This window comes from Shimia marina (genome assembly GCF_001458175.1).
GTDB classification, from domain to species: Bacteria; Pseudomonadota; Alphaproteobacteria; order Rhodobacterales; family Rhodobacteraceae; genus Shimia; species Shimia marina.
In genome coordinates, this window is sequence record NZ_CYPW01000008.1 from 54,380 (window position 1) to 72,932 (window position 18,553).

Genomic DNA, 18,553 nt, shown 5'->3' on the forward strand with positions numbered 1-18,553 from the left:
CTCCTAGTTCACCGGCACACCATGGGTGCGCTCGTACTGCATATCCTGTATTTCCTCGGGCCAGGTCGACTTGATGTAGCCAAGGATGTTCCAGATTTCCTGGTCGGAAAGTTGGTCGCCGAATCCGGGCATGCCGCTGTCGAACTCCATGCCCTGAGCGGCCATCACCTCTCGGCCTCCAAGCTTTGTGTAGTCGAACAGAACCTGGTCGCTATGATGCCAGGTGTGACCCGTTTCATCATGCGGTGGTGCAGGAAGCCGGCCGTCCTCGCCCGGACTCCGCCAGTTCTCTTGACCTTCCAGATTGACCCCATGGCACGCGGCACATGTCTCAGCATAGAGCGCCTTGCCGGCGACGAGATCGACGCTCTCCGGCATCACTCCGTTTTGGACATCGTCGGCAGACCCGGTCCAGACATAAGCCGCCGCTCCGAGTGCTGCCAGGACACCAATGCCGAGGATGGCCGCCAGACCCCTCATGCCACACTGACCCATGTCATCATGCCGGAGGCCGCGTGCGACAGCATATGACAATGCAGCAGCCATTTGCCGGGGTTATCCGCCACGAAGGCAATGTCGCGCACTTCGCCCCGGTCGAGCAGCGTGGTGTCGCGCAGCGCGCCGAGGCTGCCATCGGGTGCGATCTCGTGAAAATGCATGCCATGAAGATGCATGGCATGCGGAAACGATGTGTCATTGGTGATCTTCAGCCGAACGGTCTCGCCACGCGACAGTTCCGCCAGTGCTGGACCATCCATGCCCCCCACCGCGCCATTGAAGGCCCAGAAGTTTCCTGCCTCCATCATGTCACGCGTCGAAGACATGCGACCGCCCATCATGGCACCGCGCATGCCGCCCATGGCCCCCCCTTCCATCAGCAAGGCGATGTCCCTTGCCGATGCCAGATCGGGCATGGCATGGGCATTCGGCGGCAGGGGTTGAGGCGTTCCGCGCCGCGCGCGTGTACCGTCGCCGCTCACTTCGAAAGCCACCTGAGAAAAGCTTTCATCGCGGCTCAATTGCACGATGTGGCCTGCGCTGCCGACCTCTGCGGTCACGTCTACGATCAGATCCACCCGTTGCGCCGCCGACAGCAAGAATGGACCTTCCACAGGCTGCGGCACGGCCAGAGGCATCCCGTCCAAGGCCACAATCCAACCTTCGAGCCCCTCCAGCGCGAGTTGAAAAATCCGGGCGTTGGACGCATTGATCAGCCGCAGGCGCAGACGCTCATGCCGTTTCACGGTCTTTGCAAGATTATAGACGCCGTTCGTTGTTTTGTAGTTTCCAAGGCGCCCGGCATGGCTAAGGTCATGCATCGCTCCGAAGGTATCCGCGATCTGGGCAGTCTCCGGATCGATGCGCCAATCGTCGAGGATCAGGACCTCTTCGTGGTCAATATCGATCGGCTCCGGCTCTTCGACGATCAGCGCACCCTGAAGACCACGTGCGGCCTGCTCGAACGAGCGGTTGTGCGCGTGATACCAATAGGTGCCCGCGTCGGGGGCAACAAAATCATAGCCAAAGCTGTCGCCGGGTCGAATGGCGTCCTGCGTTAGACCGGCCACCCCATCCATCGCGTTGTCGATGCGGATCCCGTGCCAATGGGTCGATGTCGGATCGGGCAAATCATTAACAATACGCCTCTGTACCCGTGCGCCTTGCTTGACGCGGATTTCCGGGCCCGGTGCGATACCGTCGAACCCCCAAATCTGCGTTTTTCCGTAGTCGTCAGGCAAAAGCTGAATATCCGCGACCCGGGCTGTCATAGAAAGCAAATCCGTTTGCGCAGACAGCGAATTGGGCATGCACGCCAAACCCGCTGCACCTATCCTAAGAAAGTCACGTTTTGTTATGTTCATGGTGGCACCTGCAGGATAATTGCGAAGACGGTCGTGACGAGCAACATGACCCAGTGGTGAACTCAATCCAAAGACGTCGATCTTGAAAGGTCTCAGCTTCGTTCACGAAATGAGCCAGCGCTTGCGCAGCGGTTGGCGGCAATCAAAGTACCTTTGTCAAACTGTATTTCAAGTGGCGTCCTTAGTTGGTTCTTTCGGTTAATTTATACCATTTGCGCGTTGCAACTCACGCACATAAACAATGATCATTTTAACATCGCCATCGGTGACACCTTCGACCGGAGGCATGTTCCCAAAGCGCCAATGGTGCGCACGGACACCATTCTTGGCCGCCAGAAGGAAGGCGGCATCCCCATGGTGGCTGGGTTCGTAGATCTTGTGCACCAGAGGAGGCGCCACACCGTCCTGCCCGGCGGCATTTGCACCGTGGCAAACTGCACATTTAGCATCATAGGCCAATTTGCCGATCTCCGCGTTGGCGGACAGCGTTTCCGGCAAAACGACATCGACCATGGGACCGTTGGTGCGAGACGCGTTCTCCGCGCTCGTCGCCACCTCATCACCGGTTGGTCCTGTCCACCAGACGCCGATGGCAAGAACCACCGCAAGGGCAATGGAAAAGGTCACGTAACGCCCCATCAGATCAACTTGACCTGAGTTCCGACCGGCGTCCGATTGAAGACTTCAATGATATGCTCGTTGTAGAGGCCGATGCAGCCGCTCGACGAACGCCGACCAATTTTGCGCGTATCGTGTGTCCCGTGAATGCGATAGTATTGCCATGTCAGATGCAGCGACCGCACCCCGAGCGGATTGTCCGGACCCGGCGGCATGTAGGCCGGTAAGGATGGATCGCGTTCGCGCATAGATGGCGTGGGCGTCCAATCTGGCTCGGGATCTTTGAAGACGATCTCAGTATAGCCTCGCTGCGTCAGCTCATCCGTCATTGGAACAGATGTCGGATAGAGAAACATTTCACCATCAGCGGTCCACTGCTGAAGCGCCCGGGAATTGGTATCCGCAATAATGATGCCTTTGCCCAGACGATCGAAGTGGTCTTGCCAATCGTGGGTTCTGAAGCTTGATGCGTTACGCCGAACCGATGCGCGTGTTTCGGCGCGCAGCACCGACGGTGCGAACAGGAGCGTCGCACCGATGCCGCCGATCAGCTGACGACGTGACCGAAGGGGTCGATTTCTTGCCTGCATGGTTCTGCCTCGTTTCCATGTCGAACGCCTTGTTTTCTATCGAAGATCAGCAAGCGGCGAAACGCAGGGAGAGCCAGAATTTTGTAAGATTATGTATCAACCCACCGGTTGGACGGCGAGCCTAGGCCTTTTTGATCGGGGCCGAAAATCCGGCTTCGGCGCGCACCTCCGAATGCTCGGACAAGGGTGTCATCGCCGCTTGATCCGCAGTCACGGGCAAAGCAATCCGCGCACAGAGCCCACCCTCCGCGCGGTTCGACAAGGTGATCGTGCCGCCGTGTTGCAGAACGATGCTGCGGGCGATTGAAAGGCCCAGCCCATGGCCACCGGTTTCGCGCGAGCGCGATCCTTCCAAGCGCAGGAAGGGCTGAAACACATCGCCCAAGCGGTCGTCCGGGATCCCGGGTCCACTGTCCTCGACCAAAATCTCGATGCTGCCGTCAGAAATGCGCCAGGATAGGGTTGGGTTGGACCCGTACCGCCCCGCATTGTCGATGAGATTGCGCAAGGCACGGCGCAGCGCCTTGGGCTTGATCTGCACTATTGCCTCGGGTCCTCGGCGTACGTCCAACGCAGCGTGGGCCGCGTCCCGAATGTCGGTCAGGAACGTGCCAATTTCGATCCGCTTCAGGGCTTCGTCCTGACCCACACCGCGTGCATAGGCCAGTGTGGCCTCAACCATATCCTGCATCTCGCCGAGAGAGGCCGTGATGCCGGTCTTGGTCTCCGCATCCTCCACCATCTCGGCATGAACCCTGAGCGCGGTGAGTGGCGATCTCAAGTCGTGGGCCAGGGCTGCCAGCATATGCGTCCTGTCCGTGACGAAGCGGGCCAGACGCATTTGCATGTCATTAAATGCGGTCGTAAGATTGTGCACTTCCTTTGGGCCAACCGGCGTGAGGGGTCCCTGCCCGCCACCGCGCCCGAACTCCTCCGCCGCCGCGGCAAGGTCATTTAGGGGACGCGTCAGGCGCGTGAGCAGGAACCAGAATATAGCCAGCAGCAATCCTGCCGCCGTTAGCGCAAGGGAAAGCGTAGACGCCCAAGACCATTGGATCGGCGGTCGCTCGAACCGAGTGGCAACGTTCAACCACTGGCCTCCGGAGATTGCGATCGAGACCTCCATTTCGATGGCTGCAAGCGTGCCTTGCATCATTTCCGCGTGCATCTCGGCCATTTCCGGAGACAGGTTCGGAAGCGGTAGAAGACCTTGCTCAATCTCATGCACTTCAATCCGGATTTCCCGGCTGTAGGCATCGTTCATTAGCGCACGGACGCGCGCTTCGACGGCGCCATTTTCATTGTGGTGGGTATGTGTCACCGCAGGGCTATCAGCAAGATCGAAACGTACTAAGGGCGAATTCGCGGCCGCGACGATGTCGTCATGCAGCTCTGGAGGGGCTTCCTCGATCAGAAGGGCAACGTTCGCGGCGCGCCCAGCTGCCTCACTGCCGATGGCCGCTTGCACGGCAAGCGAACGTTCGTCGACGAAAAGCCACAGACCCACGACCTGCGCAACGAAGAGGACCACCACCACCAAAAGGGCGATCTGTGAGCGGAACCCCATCTGCATTAGGCCTCGATCTCCACATCACAGTTCAGACAATACCCACCATTGCGCACCGTCGATATGATTCGAGGGCGAAGCACATCGGGTTCGATTTTCCGGCGCAGGCGCGAAACCTGATTGTCGATGGTACGGTCAAGTGGTCCGGCGACACGGCCGGCGCTCAATTCCAGAAGCTCATCCCGTCCGATCACCGCCCGCGGACGCTCCAGCAAGACCGTCAGCAGCTTTGCTTCCGCCGTGGTCAGTGTATTGACCGTGCCATCGGGGCAAATGACTTGACCGGCGTCGTGATCGAATGTGATCCCGGCAAACACGGCCCGCTTACCCGCGAATGTTCCGCCATGGGGTGCGTATCCGTCTCCCGCGCGGCGCAGTATCGCATTGATCCGGGCCAGAAGCTCGCGCGGATTGAAAGGCTTGGCCAGATAGTCATCCGCACCGGTGTCGAGACCCTTGATCCGAGCGTCATCGTCGCCGAGCGCCGTCAGCATGAGAATCGGCGTTTGCTGCTGCTCCCGGCGCAACCGTGCGCAGGCCGCGAGCCCGTCCTCTCCCGGCATCATGATATCGAGCACGATCAGATCGAATTTGTCCTGGCCCAATCGTGCATCCATCTCACCCGCGCTTTTGGCTCCCGTCGCGCGCAGCCCATTTTTCTCCAGGTAGCGTGTCACGGAGTGCCGGATCTCTGCATGATCATCGACGACCAGGATATGCGCCGACGACGCCATCAGCGATCGGGCTCCGCAAATCGGCACCTCTGGCCGTTCGGCCGTCTGTTCAATAGATCAAATTCCATACCACTCAGAATAGATTATTCTTTCGGGAAAGACCCGCACTTCGTTTGTCGCAATATGTATCAATCGGTCTGATCCGTCTTGACCTTCCAGTTACTAGAAGTCCCACCTGATGTGACATGATAGTCGCACGACCAGACCCATCGGGGCAGAAACCCTCCAACTCAGCGCATCAAGCCATGGCTGCACCCGCGTGGATCGGTTTGGCGCTTTTTGTGGTCACAATGCCCGCCCACTTTCTTCTTGAAACGGACGACTCGCTTGCCCTGGCGGCGGTCACACTGGCCCTGATCGGCGGGGCCTATATCGGGTTCGGTGCCGCCGACGGCCGTCGGTCCGTGTTCTGGTTTGAGCTCGGCGTCGCCGTTTTTTTCGGGGCGGCAGCCGTATCGGGCCTTCTCTGGCATTGGGTGGCCTTGCCTCTGGGCCTTGCCGTCCATGCGTTGTGGGATCTGGCCCATCACAATCTGGGCCGCCTTGCCCGGGTCCCGCACTGGTATATCCCGTTTTGCGTTGTCTTCGACCTGATGGCGGCAGCCTTTCTGGTGCTGCTTTACACGAGGTAGCCCATGGTACGTGTCGTCGTTCTCGTCCTTCTGGGGCTGGTGCTACTTGTTTTGGCGCGTCCGAACCTTGTGGGCCTCGACATCGATCTGCCGGGGCGCGATGACCTGCGGCGCTGGATCGATGCGGCTGGATTTCTTGGCCCGGTTCTGGTCGTGGCGCTCATGACGTTGGCGATCGTGGCCAGCCCCCTGCCATCGGCGCCGATCGCACTCGCGGCCGGGGCCGCTTACGGTCACACCTTCGGAACCTTGCTCGTCGTGCTCGGCGCAGAGCTTGGCGCGCTTGTCGCGTTTCTGCTCGCGCGTGGGCTCGGGCGCCCTTTTGTGGAACGCCATATCGACGAGAAGATCGGACGCGGACTTCTGGGATCACAGAATACTCTGACACTTCTGGTGTTTGGTAGCCGGCTGCTGCCATTCCTGTCTTTCGACATGGTCAGCTACGCCGCAGGGTTGAGCGTCCTGCATCTCTGGCGGTTTGCCCTGGCGACACTCGCAGGGATCGTTCCGGCAAGCTTCTTGCTCGCTCATCTCGGCAGCGAGGCCATGAATGGCGACGTGCAAACCGCCACCTGGACGGCCCTTGCGCTCGGCGGGTTCACTGCGCTGTCCGCCCTATTTGCGGTCTGGCGCGGCACCCACACTGCAAAAAAGGAAATCTGATATGGCCGCTCATTCACACACAGGACATATGCCGTCTTCGGGCAAGGCTCTGGTTATATCTGCCTGGTTGACCGGCATATACTTCCTGATCGAACTTGCAGTTGGGCTCTGGACCGGATCAATCGCGGTTCTGTCGGATGCGTTTCACACTTTGTCCGCCGTAGGCGGTGTGCTTGTCGCCATCATCGCGCAACGGATCGCGCGCCGCCCGGCGGATATGGCGCGCAGTTACGGGTGGTATCGCGCCGAGATCATTGGCGCGCTCGTGAACGGCGGCTTTCTTCTCGGCATGGCGCTTCTGGTAATCTGGATGGGGGCGATGCGGCTCGGAAGTCCGATCCATCTGCCGACGGGACCGATGCTCTGGGTGGCCTTCGGCGGCTTGGTCACCGAGGTGATCTCGCTCGGCCTGATGTGGAAATCCAGCCAGGATGATCTGAACGCCCGCGGGGCCCTCTGGCACATCATCCAGACCTTCGTCGGCAGCCTGTTGATCATCGTGACCGCGCTTGTCATCGAGTTCACCGGCTTTCTGGCGATCGACCCGATCCTCGGCATGGGCTTCGGGGTCGTGCTCCTCTGGGCCTCGGTTGGAGTAATCCGCGAGGCGGTGCATATTCTGTTGGAAGGGACACCTGAGGACACTGATCTCGAGGCCGTGACCGCCGATCTGCGCGCGCAGGACGGCGTTCTTGATGTTCACCATGTCCACGCTTGGACACTGACCAGTGGCAAGCATGCCTTCTCGGCCCATCTGCGTCACGCAGTCCCTGCCGATGCCGCGCGCATCCTTGAGGCCGCATATACGCACCTGATCAAGCATCATGGGTTTCACATGGTGACGCTTCAGCTTGAAACGGATTGCCTCGACGAGCGCTATGCAGATGATTTGGACGTCACACAATCGATGGGGCCGCAGGCAGAGCTTCATGCACCAACCGCGCATCACGATCACCTCGACAGTGCCGCTCCGGATGCTAATCTCGAACAGAATTCAAGAGGAAACGACAGATGAAACGACGTAGCTTTTTGCCGACCGGTGCTGCCGCCACAATCGCGCTCCCGGCCATGGCCGATGGCGGGCCCATCATCAAGGTTGTCAAAACCCCGACCTGTGGATGCTGCACCGCCTGGGTCGATCATGTGAGGCAGGCCGGGTTTCAAATCGAGGCCCAGGATGTCGACCAAGACACCCTTTACGCGCTGAAAGACAGGCTCCAGATCGCCCCGGAGCTGACCGGGTGCCACACCGCAGTGGTCGGCGATTATTTCATTGAGGGCCATGTGCCGGCAGAAGACATCGCCCGGCTTCTCTCGGAGCAACCCACGGCGCGCGGGCTGAGCGTGCCGGGTATGCCGATGAGTTCCCCCGGTATGGGCGGTCCAGGTGCCGGAGACACCTTCGATACGCTGCTTGTCGGGCGCGATGGCGCGACATCGGTCTTTGCCAGTCATAGCTAGGCCAATCGGTAGGTCCCGCGGGACGGGTTTATGACTCGACCCGCTTCGACCAGCGCCCGCAGTGCGCGGTAGGTGGTTTCCTGCGTCAGCTGAAGGCGCACAGCAAAATCAACAACGGTGCCATCCAGAAAACCCGCGACGATCCCCGCCATCACCCGATCCTCAGCGCGGCGGATGCCGACTATTTCCATGATTTGCCGGTGCGCCTGAACCTGTTGGGCCGCTAGGCACGCATAGGCCCGCGCGAAGTCCGGGTTTCCAAAAGCGGCGAGAACCGCGGATTTATCGATCCGGACCAACTCGCCTGCATCCATTATGATGGCATCGCAATGATAGCGCTCTGAAAAGACCGAGGCTTCAGCAAAGCTGGTCCCCGGTCCCGCCCTGTGAATGATGAGGCGCTCGCCATTCGGACCGACCCGCTCGAGATGCACACGCCCGCTCTTCAGCACATAAAGGCCACGGGTCCGTGTACCCTGTCGAAAGAGCACGTCGCCAGCGGCAACCGATTGCGGCGAAAGCGCAGTTGTCGGGAGGAGATCATAGGGTTCAGGCAACATATGATCGAAGTCATATTCTAGAGCAGGCCTGCGTGCTAGGAAAAATCGGTATCGTGCCGTTCAAGAGGATCCCGCCATGCGCCTTGTTGCTCTTCTGTTTGCCCTGTCTTTGTCGGGGCCCGTCGCGGCCCAGCACAGCCATTCTGCGACCGGGCATGCGATGCCAAATCCGCAGGAAACCGGACAATCGGCATTTGCCGCCATGGCCGAGATCGTGGCGCTATTGCGCGCCGATCCGGAAACCGATTGGGCGAATGTCGATATTGCAGCTCTGAGGCGACATCTCGTGGACATGGAACTTATAACGATGGAGGCCGAGGTTACCCGCAGTGTGCGGCCCGCCGGTATCCGGTTCGAAATCCGGGGGGCACCGCGCGTCCTCGAAGCCATTCGCGCCATGGTGCCTGCCCATGCGCCTTTTTTGGCGGCCGAGACAGGTTGGGCAGTCACGACAGAGGAGCTTGGTGATGGTGTTGCCCTCGTCGTTGATGGCGATACCGACCAGATACAGGGTCTTGGGTTCTTCGGGCTGATGACCATCGGCGCGCATCACCAAGAGCATCATCTCATGATGGCAAAAGGTGCACCGCCCCATGACTGAATCGATGATCGGCCACAGTTTCTTTGCGACAGCCCCTGGTTGGCAGACAAAACGTTACAAAACCTGCGTTGACCTTCCGGCGCAGGAAGGTTGCACACTCCATATGATATGGAAGCGTCTGATGACACTCAACGCAGGGATTTCCTGTATTTTGCCACTGCTGGCGCGGGCGTGGTCGTCTCCGGTGCGGCGCTCTGGCCGCTGATCAATCAGATGAACCCTTCGGCGGATGTGCGCGCTCTGGCGACGATTTCGGTGGATATCTCCGGGCTCGCGGAAGGCACGCAACTGACCGTCAATTGGCGCGGAAAGCCCGTCTTCATCCGCCACCGAACGCAAGCTGAGATGGCCCAGGCGCGTGAAGAGGCGGTCTCTGCCTTGCCGGACACCGATGCGCGCAATCCCAATCTTCCCGGCGAGGCCACAGCCCTGGATGAGAACCGCGCCATTCCGGGCCATGACGCCTTTTTGGTGATGATCGGTGTCTGCACGCATTTGGGATGTGTTCCGCTAGGCGATGGTGCAGGTGATTTCGGGGGATGGTTCTGTCCGTGCCACGGGTCGCATTATGATACCGCAGGACGTATTCGCAAAGGGCCCGCGCCGGAGAACCTGCACATTCCACCTCTGGCCTTGTCCGACAACATGGTGCTGACGCTCGGGTGACGCACTTCAATGGCTGACCATATATTTTCAGCCTGAATTCAGAGCATAATTCAGATGGTTGCCGGTAAGCTTAGTGTGCAATACACCACATACGATATCGCCCGTGCCCAGTCACCTCGCGGATCAAACCGCTTTCTTCCATCCACGCCAGATTTCGCTGAACAGCGGAGCGACTAGCTTTGGTTATTGCCTCAGCCATTGGGGCGGAGACCAGAGGCCACCCCGTGAGAACCTTTCGCAAGGCGGCTGGCGTCCGACCAAACAGTTGCTCCATGACGTTTTCTGCCCGCCCGTTCCACGCTTCAATATCATCAAGCGTTCGCATCGCCGCCAGAATTGCGCTGTTCATCCCATCCAACCAGCGTGGCAAGCGTTCGGCTGGCAAACCCGACACACGTAGCCCCCCTGCCCCGCCCAAGGCGAGCGGCGCGAAGATGGCGCCGCTTCCATCGCTGGCCGCGATCCTGGATGCGGTGACGGCGGCTTCCATCTGATTGCCGTGCTGTCCGAGGCCGGCCAGGCTCCAGAGATGAAAGCCCATGCAAGCCCGCGTGATTGGGTGGAGTTGGGCTGCTGCCGCCATTACGTCCAACCATCCGCCCGCGCGATCTTCGAAACGCTCAGCGCTGCCTTCAATGTTCTCGGGATCCCGGCGGTCCAGGAAAGCCGCCAAGTCAGCCTTCGGTCCGGGACCGCCTGTCAGGCGCCGAACAGCCCATCCAACTCTTGCAAGGGCGTATTGGTCATCCTGTGCACCTGATAGCCGCATCGATATCCAGAGCGCCAGACGATCAGAGCTCACCCTATCCCCTGCGAACCAGCTGAGGTTCGCTGCCTCGATCAAAGCGAGGCGATGCCGCCAGCCTTTGGGGCCGCGCAGCAGCCGGTCATCCAGAGCACCCAGACGTCCAGCCACGCGTGCCAGTCGCGCAGCGTGAACGCTTTCTGCCTTCGCCCAGTCTTCGATGACGGCAGTGTCTGGCGGTTCCGCTCGCGGCCCGGGAGGCAAATCATCTGGTTCTTCTTCGGGTGGTCCCGGCAGAAACCAGAGATCCTCTTCGTGAGCCTCTTCATCCTCCTCGTTAGTGATGATGGGGTCATTGATATTATCCGTAAAAGCGGATGCTTGCGTCTTCATGTGTGCAAAATACTGTTCTTTTGCACATTACCCAAGTGATTTTTTTGGCGGTTGCCTTCGTTCTTTATATTGTACGCGCGCGCAACTGCCGGTGAAATCTCTCAGATCGCACTCAGCGCAAGGAAATCAAGGGTTTTTGGACGAGCGCGACGAGAGAGCACCTACTTGCATTCGTTTACAAACGGTCGTTTAGTAACGGTATATGAAATTGCAAACGGCCGATTTTCATGCCCCTGATAGGCTACGCCCGCGTATCGACAGAGGATCAGACCCCCCTGCCCCAGTCTGAGGCCCTGCAAACTGCGGGCTGTGCCGAGATCTTTGAAGAGCACGCCTCAGGCGGCAATCGCGCGCGTCCTGTACTCGCGCGTTTGCTCGAACGCGTTCAGAGCGGCGATACGCTGGTCGTTGTGCGGATCGACCGGCTTGCGCGGTCTCTGTCGCACTTGCTGGAGGTGATCGAACGTCTGGAGGCCAAGGGAGCGTTCTTTCGTTCCATTCAGGACCCGATCGACACCGGATCCCCTCAAGGAAAATTCACATTGCAGGTTCTGGGCGCCGCGGCCGAGTTCGAGCGCGCGCTGATACGTGAGCGCACAAAGGCCGGGCTTGCCTCTGCGCGCGCCAAAGGGCGCGTTGGTGGCAATCCTGGGCTTCGCACCAAAGACCCCGACGCGCTGCGCAAGGTGCGGCTGGCACGACAGGACGGCTACATGGAGCGCCTGAACGAAACCGCGCAGGATTGGGTGCCCCACGTGCGACGCCTACGGCCGGATATGGCCTGGGAAGATGTTTTGCGAATCATTAATGGCCCCCTGCCCCACGACCGGCACTGGACCCAAAGCCGCCTACTTCGTGCTGTGAAAGCCTATGTCCGCGACGGGTTTCTACCAGATGAAGTCCTTGGCCGCGCCGGACGCCGCGAAACCGATGACCGCCTGCCGGCTATCGTGGCTGCCATCAAAGGCTCGGACCCCGAAATCACACTGCAGGCGATCTGCGACCGGCTAGAATCGATGCGTGAGCGCACCCCTCGAGGCCGCACTAGCTGGCAGCCGTCTTCGGTCAAAATGCTGCTTGAGCGTGCGAAAAAGTTGGGGCTCCTGTGAACACGACACTTGTGTTGGCCTAACGGATTGCCACTAAATCTAGAAAGTGCTTGCACGAATCTGGCTGGTCGGGCAATAGTCTCGAAAAATAACGCGCGGTCACATAAAAAACGCGCCCACGGATCGGGGCAGACATGAGCGAAGCAGAACAGGATCTAGATATCGCGATCGGGCACTACGCGGAACTTCTCGCGTCGAACCTGCATGCTCAGCGCGCTGCGCACTTCCCACCGGATGCAAAGAAGGTGATGCGCACTTTGACCAGCGGCGAAGCTGCTGAGCTCCTTGGCGTCGACCATACCTATCTTCGGAAGCTTCATCGAGAAGGAAAGATCGTTGACGTCGAGACGACGGCGGGAAGTCATCGCCGCTATACGCTCGACGATATCTGGGAAATCCGGCAGACGCTTGAAGGAAACGCAAAAAGGTCTGGAACTTACGTGCCTGGGCGTCGCGACGGTGACGAGCTTCAGGTCATTTCAGTGGTGAACTTCAAGGGCGGAAGCGGCAAAACGACGACGTCTGCTCACCTCGCTCAGCGCTTGGCGCTCAAGGGGTACAGAGTTCTTGCGATCGATCTCGACCCCCAAGCATCTCTTTCGGCTCTTCACGGAATCCAGCCAGAACTCGACCTCATGGAGGGCGGAACCCTCTATGATGCCGTTCGCTACGACGATCCGGTTCCGATCTCCGAAGTGATCCGCAAGACTTACATTCGCGGCCTTGATCTCATCCCAGGCAACCTTGAACTCATGGAGTTCGAGCACGAGACGCCTGCTGCTATCCAGCGAGGCGGAGCGAAAGCGTTCTTCGCGAGAGTTCATGACGCACTCGATAGTGTTGAAGCGAACTACGACATTGTTGTGATCGACTGCCCGCCGCAGCTTGGTTTCTTGACGATGTCAGCACTTTCCGCGTCCTCGGGCGTCCTCGTGACGGTTCACCCGCAGATGCTTGACCTTATGTCGATGTCCCAATTCCTGCGAATGACGGCGGATCTCCTGGGAGTAATCAGGGATGCAGGCGCAAATCTGCGCTTCGATTGGCTGCGCTTCTTGCCAACGCGATACAAAGTCGGCGACGCGCCACAAACCGAAGTCATCGCCTTCATTCGCGGGCTGTTTGGGAGGTCGGTCCTGACCAATCACATGGTTGAATCGACCGCAATTTCTGATGCCGGCTTGACCAAGCAAACGCTCTACGAAGCTGACAAGAGGGACTTCACGCGTCAGACGTTTGATCGTGCGATCGAATCTATGAACGCAGTGAACGATGAGATCGCTGAAATCATCCAGAACACATGGGGGCGGAATGGCAAGAAAGCCTAAACTTGGCCTGCCGCTGCAGACCCTTCGCAACGCTCCTGACGCTCTTGAAGGGCGCCGACTGCGTGGCGGTGTTTTTGAGATCGATCCGGCGCAGATTGTTACCGAAGGACGGTTGGATGACAGGCTTCAGATTGAAGTTGAGGGCCTGAAGAACTCTATTTCCAAGAACGGTCAGCGTGTGCCTGTCTTGGTCCGCCCACTGGAAGGCGATCGCTACAACCTGATCTATGGCCGCAGACGCTTAGAGGCATGTAGCGAACTCGGTATCAAAGTTCGAGCCATCGTCACAGAGGTTGAGGGTGATCAAGCGCTTCGAGATCAGCTTCTCGAGAACCAAGAGCGTCGTGATCTGAGCTTTATTGAGCGTGCGCTCGTTGCGACGGCACTTCTGGACGGTGATCATTTGGAAGGGGCTGAGCGCACCAATCGAGGTGTCGCCGAAGTCCTTAACCTCCACGAAGCTGGGGTTTCACAACTCTTGAGTGTCGTTCGGACGGTCGGCGAAGAACTCATCCAGGCAATTGGTGCGGCTCCCGGGATTGGTCGCCCGAGATGGGAAGAGCTCAAAAAGGCTTTGGGTGCCTACGACGGTGATCGAGACCAACTGCAAGCCGTAGCTCATGCAGCTAAGTCCGAAAAATCCGGCTCGGTCGATGAGGTTTCTGAGCGTGCGTTTCTCGCAGTTCTGGCAGCTGCGAAGAGCGCAGAGAAGAAAGCAAGCCCGTCTAGAAAAGGCGTGCCTGCTTTGGCGATCCCCGGTGTCGGAGCTGCGACGGTCAAGACCGGCCGCCAAGGCAAGCAGCTTAAACTCGATCTGACGACGGATGAACCTGATTTTATCAGCTGGTTGGAGGGCAATGCCCCAAAGCTGATTACCGAGCTTCATGAGCGCTGGAAGCGTTCAGAAGACTGAGGAAGAGCAACCAACAAGAAGGAGGCACGATACAGGCAAAAAGAAAAAGGCCCCGAGAAGCTAGCTTCACGAGACCTTTGTAAGGTTTCGCACCGGGATCAGCCCGCTACAAAATCTCAGTTTTCGCACCTCTGAATGTAGCGTTCTGGCCCCTACCCCGCAAGCGCAAAGCGATTCGCGGGCCCTAGAATTTTTGTCTTCGTGAACATTTTTATGGATTACACACCAATTTCGCCGTTTATGCGGCCGATTTCGCACGGCCATTTGCGCGTCATCGAGCGACCCGAGGCATCTGTTCCGGCCAGACCCGTTAACAAGTGGGAACTCCTGCGCGAGCTCTCCAAGGCGCAAGCGGCCTTTGGCGTGTCAGAACGTGATTTGACTGTTTTGCAGGGGCTCCTCAGCTTCTTTCCAGACGATGCACTTGGCGGGAACGCCGAGATGGTAGTCTTCCCCTCGAACAAGGCGATCTGTGAGCGCCTGAATGGTATGCCCTGCTCCACTATGCGTCGTCACCTCGCGCGTCTTGTCGAGGCTGGCTTGCTCCAGCGGCGTGATAGCCCCAATGGAAAGCGCTACGTCCGCAAGCACGGCGAAGAGCGCGTCGCCTTTGGCTTCGATCTTTCCCCGCTCTACTGCCAGTCCGAGGAGATAGCACGGGCGGCAGAGGCCGTACGTGAGGCTGAGGAGCGCGTCAGGCGTCTGAGAGAGGTCGTAAGCCTCATGCGGCGTGATCTCACGGCCCTCGCAGAGTTCGGAGACGAGATGCAGCCAGGCCTAGGCTTCTGGGATCAGCTTCGCGACAAGGCTGCCCTCACAGCCCGCGCGCTTCGCCGCAAGCTTTCAATTGAGGACCTTGCGGCCTATCGAGCCGACCTTGAAGCTCTCCTTGACCAGGCACGCAACATCATTGATGGCCCTGAAACAGAAGAAATGAACACCAATGATGCCCAATCTGAGCGTCACCATCATAATTCAAATAAAGAATCTATAGATCTTGAACCTGCTTTAGAAAAAAGCGGGGCGGCGGCGGGTGTGCCAGATGTGGATACGAATGAGCCGGTGGCTGACGTTGATGAACAGGACACAAGACACCTGCCAAAGATCCCGCTCCACCTAGTGATCGCGGCATGTCCCTCGCTCAAGACCTTCTACCAAGGTGAGATCCGGCATTGGCATCAGCTCTTCGATGCGGCGTGCCATGTGCGGCCAGCCATGGGGATCAGTGCGTCTGCATGGGAAGAAGCACAGCGGTTCATGGGTCCGGAGCAAGCGTCGATCGTCGTTGCTGCCATGCTGGAACGCTTCGCCGACATAAGATCGCCTGGTGGATACTTGCGAGCTCTGACTACCAAAGCTGCGGCAGGCGAGTTTTCCTGTGGCCCAATGGTCATGGCATTGATTGGCCGGCGGAACGCGGCTTAACAGCTGTTAAACTCCGATCTCGTGCGGCTGGCATGGCATAACTTAACAGCTGTTAAGTAGGCTCTCGGCACACAAACGGTGTTCGAGAGAGAAAAGTTAGGGGGTTGAGGTGTGGCGATATTTGAGATCGTGAAAGTGGCTTTCGCCTTCGTCGCGGCGAAGATCTGATGACGAGGGCATCCCGATCATCATGATAAAACCTCAGCTGGTGACCATCGCTGCTAGTAGCGCAAAGGCGGCTAGCGAAGAACATACAGAGTGTTGCGCTGCAGCCAACCTAGCAGTTGCGCGCCTCCGCGGCCCCTGCCCTTTTCGATGTCTGAGATCTGATGATGAATACCCTCAACAATTGGCTCTACGCTATCCGGCGCCTGCTGACGGCGATTTGGGTCCTGGCCTCGGATATTCGCTTGGCCTTCATCGGTGCTAATGCTTGAGAGGTAGGTTGTGGATGTCTGTTGCATGATATCGTGGCTACGGGCCGTAGCGCACAAGGAGCAGACGATTGATGGTTACCAAAACCGTTTGACCAAGGGCTCGATCCTCCAATTCCCGCGCGCTGGGAAGGGGACCCCGTAACTTCTCAGTCACTTCGATAATGGCGACATGGCCAGCGAGGCAATCGGCTCCTCAAGCGCAGCAGCTAGTTGCCAGCGGTCCCGCGTTCCGCTGATTTGGTCGTAGTGGACGACGAGGACATCTCAGAACAGCGGTTGCAACTCAATCTCTTGATTTCATGACACCCGAACTATTCAAAAGAGTGCTTTGATGTTGGCTGCGGAATGATCTGATCCATCAGATGGAGGAAAACGATTTAATAACAATAGGTTATTGCGCTTTTTGGTATTCGCGATGAGAAATCATGCCCATAACAGCCTTCATCAACATGGTTTCCCTTTCCAGGGTGCCGATCCGCTACATCGACGGGAAGCCAAAGTATCAGCACGCTCTACCAAGAAGTTGGCAGTTGCGGGCCGATTGAGCGGTCTGGGCTATCTCGTGAAGAAGGAACCGCCACAGGTCTAGCCGATGGGCCCTGTGGAAGTTCTGATCCCGTCGTACCAGTACAGTTCGGTGGCGGTTGGGTGTTTCATGGGTTTGGTCCACGAAAAGTAAAAGTGTTCTTCGGGTTTTGTGACTGACGGATGTGGGCCTTTGGGGTCCCTCAGATGGGTCCGGGCCGGATTCCGGTCTGTCTTTCCTGATGAAGGACATTCCCATGCAAACAGGTGTCTTGCGCGTGTTGCGCGCGACCGCTGCCTCGTGGTGGCGGCATAGAGAGCTGCGCCGAACTGGCCAGACGGCGCTGGCACAGCGGCTCGAACGCCAGACCGTCCTGCGTGATCTCGGCTATCTGAAGCAGGCGGCGGCATTGCCAAACGCGCATGTGATCTGCGGGGAGGGTGGGACCTTCCTCCATCTCGGTTGGACCACCGTGTCGACCTTCGCGCCGATCGAGCGCTTTCCCTTGGCCGCCCTCGCGGTCGCACGAGGAACCCCGTTCATCGATATCCGACCCATCAGTGACGTCATCGCCTTCGCGAACCTGCCGCGGGTGACACGGGACGGATCGGCCGACCTTGAACCTTGGGGGCTTGGCAGTTCTGTTTCGCTGATCACCTACATCGACATGGTCGAAGGGCTCGGCGCGAGGATCGTCAACGATCCGCGGCCCCGTCAGTCAATCTGATCCCCATTCCCTCTCACCAAAACTCGAAAGGACGCCAGCCATGGCTCGATCCCGCACGCCCAAATTCGATGCCTCCGAGGTCATCACAAACGAAATTATCCGGATCATCGAGCGCGGCGTTCTGCCGTGGCGCAAGCCATGGACGGCAGGTGGCAGCTCTCGCCCCCTGCGCGTGGGCGGTGAACCCTACCAGGGGGTGAACAACTTCCTGCTGACGATGCGCACCGTGATGGCGGGCCATAGCTCGCCCTTCTGGATGACGTTGCCGCAGGCCAATGCGTTGGACGCAAAGGTCCGCAAGGGCGAGAAATCCTCTGTCGTCGTCTATTACGGCCAAAGCCGGAAAGACGCGGGCGGCCAGGACGACCGCAGCGATGGCGATGATCGCTCCGAGGAGGCCCGCATCTTCCGCTTCCAGAAATCCTACCGCGTGTTCAATGCCTGCCAGATCGAGGGTCTGGCGGACAGCTTCTACCCTGACCCGGAGCCCGTGCCCGAGCATCCGCCGTCCGAGCCCATCCCGCACATGCAGGCGTTTTTTGATGCCATCGACATCACAACCGTCTTCACGGGCACGGAGGCGTACTATTTGCCGCCCGTGGACAAGGTCTACATGCCGTCCATCACGCGGTTCCAGGACCCGCGCAATTTCTACGGGGTCTGGGCCCATGAGCTGGCCCATGCCACGAAAGCCCCCCATCGACTGAACCGTGATTTCGGTCTCTCGAAGTTCGGCAACACCTCTTACGCGACCTCTTACGCGCGCGAGGAGATCGTCGCGGAATTGACCTCTGTGTTCCTGGGTCAGACGCTCGGCTTCACGGCGCATACGCTCGAGATGAATGCCGCCTACCTCCACAACTGGTTGCGCGTTCTTCGGTCGGACAAGGGTGCGATCTTCAAGCACGCCGCGGATGCGCAGCGCGCCTGTGATTATCTGATCGCCAGATCGGAGGTGGGCAGGGCAGGTCGCAGTGCCGAGGCCGCCTGACCGCA

At 58.9% G+C, this 18,553-nt stretch carries 20 protein-coding genes; 12 read left to right on the top strand and 8 right to left on the bottom strand.

What is annotated here, in order from left to right; translation table 11 throughout:
- Positions 1-3: 3 nt before the first annotated feature.
- The 6 genes from SHM7688_RS05920 to SHM7688_RS05945 all read right to left on the bottom strand — a co-directional run bounded on the left by SHM7688_RS05920 (position 4) and on the right by SHM7688_RS05945 (position 5,371).
- Positions 4-480 (bottom strand): c-type cytochrome, encoded by a 477-nt coding sequence (locus SHM7688_RS05920; RefSeq protein WP_058239089.1) that lies wholly within the window; start codon positions 478-480, stop codon positions 4-6.
- On the bottom strand, positions 477-1,862 hold the full coding sequence (locus SHM7688_RS05925; protein ID WP_058239090.1) for a multicopper oxidase family protein: 1,386 nt from the start codon (positions 1,860-1,862) through the stop codon (positions 477-479). The genes SHM7688_RS05920 and SHM7688_RS05925 overlap by 4 nt, the downstream gene beginning before the upstream one ends.
- Positions 1,863-2,060: 198 nt before the next feature.
- Positions 2,061-2,375: a c-type cytochrome gene (locus SHM7688_RS05930; RefSeq protein WP_223229255.1), complete on the bottom strand. Its 315-nt coding sequence runs from the start codon at positions 2,373-2,375 to the stop codon at positions 2,061-2,063.
- 125 nt (positions 2,376-2,500) lie between these two features.
- Positions 2,501-3,070: a L,D-transpeptidase gene (locus SHM7688_RS05935; RefSeq protein ID WP_058239091.1), complete on the bottom strand. Its 570-nt coding sequence runs from the start codon at positions 3,068-3,070 to the stop codon at positions 2,501-2,503.
- 121 nt (positions 3,071-3,191) lie between these two features.
- Positions 3,192-4,637: an ATP-binding protein gene (locus SHM7688_RS05940; protein ID WP_223229244.1), complete on the bottom strand. Its 1,446-nt coding sequence runs from the start codon at positions 4,635-4,637 to the stop codon at positions 3,192-3,194.
- 5 nt (positions 4,638-4,642) lie between these two features.
- Entirely contained in the window at positions 4,643-5,371 is a 729-nt protein-coding gene (locus SHM7688_RS05945) for a response regulator (RefSeq protein ID WP_058239093.1), read from the bottom strand.
- Positions 5,372-5,616: 245 nt separating this feature from the next.
- On the opposite strand from SHM7688_RS05945, the gene SHM7688_RS05950 reads away from it, so the two are divergent.
- Genes SHM7688_RS05950 through SHM7688_RS05965 form a run of 4 tightly spaced genes read left to right on the top strand, consistent with a single transcriptional unit; the run spans position 5,617 to position 8,127 of the window.
- Positions 5,617-6,003, top strand: coding sequence for a DUF6010 family protein (locus tag SHM7688_RS05950; RefSeq protein WP_223229245.1), 387 nt, complete (start codon positions 5,617-5,619; stop codon positions 6,001-6,003).
- Positions 6,004-6,006: 3 nt separating this feature from the next.
- Positions 6,007-6,666, top strand: a complete 660-nt coding sequence (locus SHM7688_RS05955; RefSeq protein ID WP_058239095.1) for a TVP38/TMEM64 family protein — start codon at positions 6,007-6,009, stop codon at positions 6,664-6,666.
- Between the two features lies 1 nt (position 6,667).
- Positions 6,668-7,681: a cation diffusion facilitator family transporter gene (locus SHM7688_RS05960; protein ID WP_083498972.1), complete on the top strand. Its 1,014-nt coding sequence runs from the start codon at positions 6,668-6,670 to the stop codon at positions 7,679-7,681.
- Positions 7,678-8,127, top strand: a complete 450-nt coding sequence (locus SHM7688_RS05965) for a DUF411 domain-containing protein (RefSeq protein ID WP_058239096.1) — start codon at positions 7,678-7,680, stop codon at positions 8,125-8,127. Before SHM7688_RS05960 ends, SHM7688_RS05965 begins: the two co-directional genes overlap by 4 nt.
- On the opposite strand, the gene SHM7688_RS05970 is transcribed toward SHM7688_RS05965, so the two are convergent.
- Positions 8,124-8,687 carry a Crp/Fnr family transcriptional regulator gene (locus tag SHM7688_RS05970; protein WP_058239097.1) on the bottom strand — a complete coding sequence of 188 codons (564 nt, stop codon included), beginning with the start codon at positions 8,685-8,687 and terminating at the stop codon, positions 8,124-8,126. The genes SHM7688_RS05965 and SHM7688_RS05970 overlap by 4 nt on opposite strands.
- Positions 8,688-8,763: 76 nt before the next feature.
- Between SHM7688_RS05970 and SHM7688_RS05975 the strand changes: the two genes are divergently transcribed.
- Together SHM7688_RS05975 and petA are read left to right on the top strand one after the other, a co-directional pair.
- Complete coding sequence (locus SHM7688_RS05975) at positions 8,764-9,288, top strand: hypothetical protein (protein ID WP_058239098.1); 525 nt, start codon at positions 8,764-8,766, stop codon at positions 9,286-9,288.
- A 108-nt stretch (positions 9,289-9,396) separates the two neighbouring features.
- Positions 9,397-9,954, top strand: a complete 558-nt coding sequence (gene petA, locus SHM7688_RS05980; protein ID WP_058239099.1) for a ubiquinol-cytochrome c reductase iron-sulfur subunit — start codon at positions 9,397-9,399, stop codon at positions 9,952-9,954.
- 70 nt (positions 9,955-10,024) lie between these two features.
- On the opposite strand, the gene SHM7688_RS05985 is transcribed toward petA, so the two are convergent.
- Complete coding sequence (locus SHM7688_RS05985) at positions 10,025-11,092, bottom strand: helix-turn-helix domain-containing protein (protein ID WP_058239100.1); 1,068 nt, start codon at positions 11,090-11,092, stop codon at positions 10,025-10,027.
- A 227-nt stretch (positions 11,093-11,319) separates the two neighbouring features.
- Between SHM7688_RS05985 and SHM7688_RS05990 the strand changes: the two genes are divergently transcribed.
- The 6 genes from SHM7688_RS05990 to SHM7688_RS06015 all read left to right on the top strand — a co-directional run bounded on the left by SHM7688_RS05990 (position 11,320) and on the right by SHM7688_RS06015 (position 18,548).
- On the top strand, positions 11,320-12,201 hold the full coding sequence (locus tag SHM7688_RS05990; RefSeq protein WP_058239101.1) for a recombinase family protein: 882 nt from the start codon (positions 11,320-11,322) through the stop codon (positions 12,199-12,201).
- A gap of 134 nt (positions 12,202-12,335) precedes the next feature.
- Positions 12,336-13,529, top strand: a complete 1,194-nt coding sequence (gene repA / locus SHM7688_RS05995; RefSeq protein WP_058239102.1) for a plasmid partitioning protein RepA — start codon at positions 12,336-12,338, stop codon at positions 13,527-13,529.
- The gene (repB, locus tag SHM7688_RS06000; RefSeq protein ID WP_058239103.1) at positions 13,513-14,442 is read left to right on the top strand and encodes a plasmid partitioning protein RepB; all 930 of its coding nucleotides are present in this window, start codon (positions 13,513-13,515) and stop codon (positions 14,440-14,442) included. The genes repA and repB overlap by 17 nt, the downstream gene beginning before the upstream one ends.
- Before the next feature lie 213 nt (positions 14,443-14,655).
- Entirely contained in the window at positions 14,656-15,867 is a 1,212-nt protein-coding gene (gene repC, locus SHM7688_RS06005; RefSeq protein WP_058239104.1) for a plasmid replication protein RepC, read from the top strand.
- A gap of 1,219 nt (positions 15,868-17,086) precedes the next feature.
- Entirely contained in the window at positions 17,087-17,557 is a 471-nt protein-coding gene (locus SHM7688_RS06010; protein ID WP_223229247.1) for a hypothetical protein, read from the top strand.
- Positions 17,558-17,597: 40 nt separating this feature from the next.
- A complete protein-coding gene (locus tag SHM7688_RS06015) occupies positions 17,598-18,548 on the top strand; it encodes an ArdC family protein (protein WP_058239106.1) in 951 nt (316 codons plus the stop codon).
- Positions 18,549-18,553: the final 5 nt, after the last annotated feature.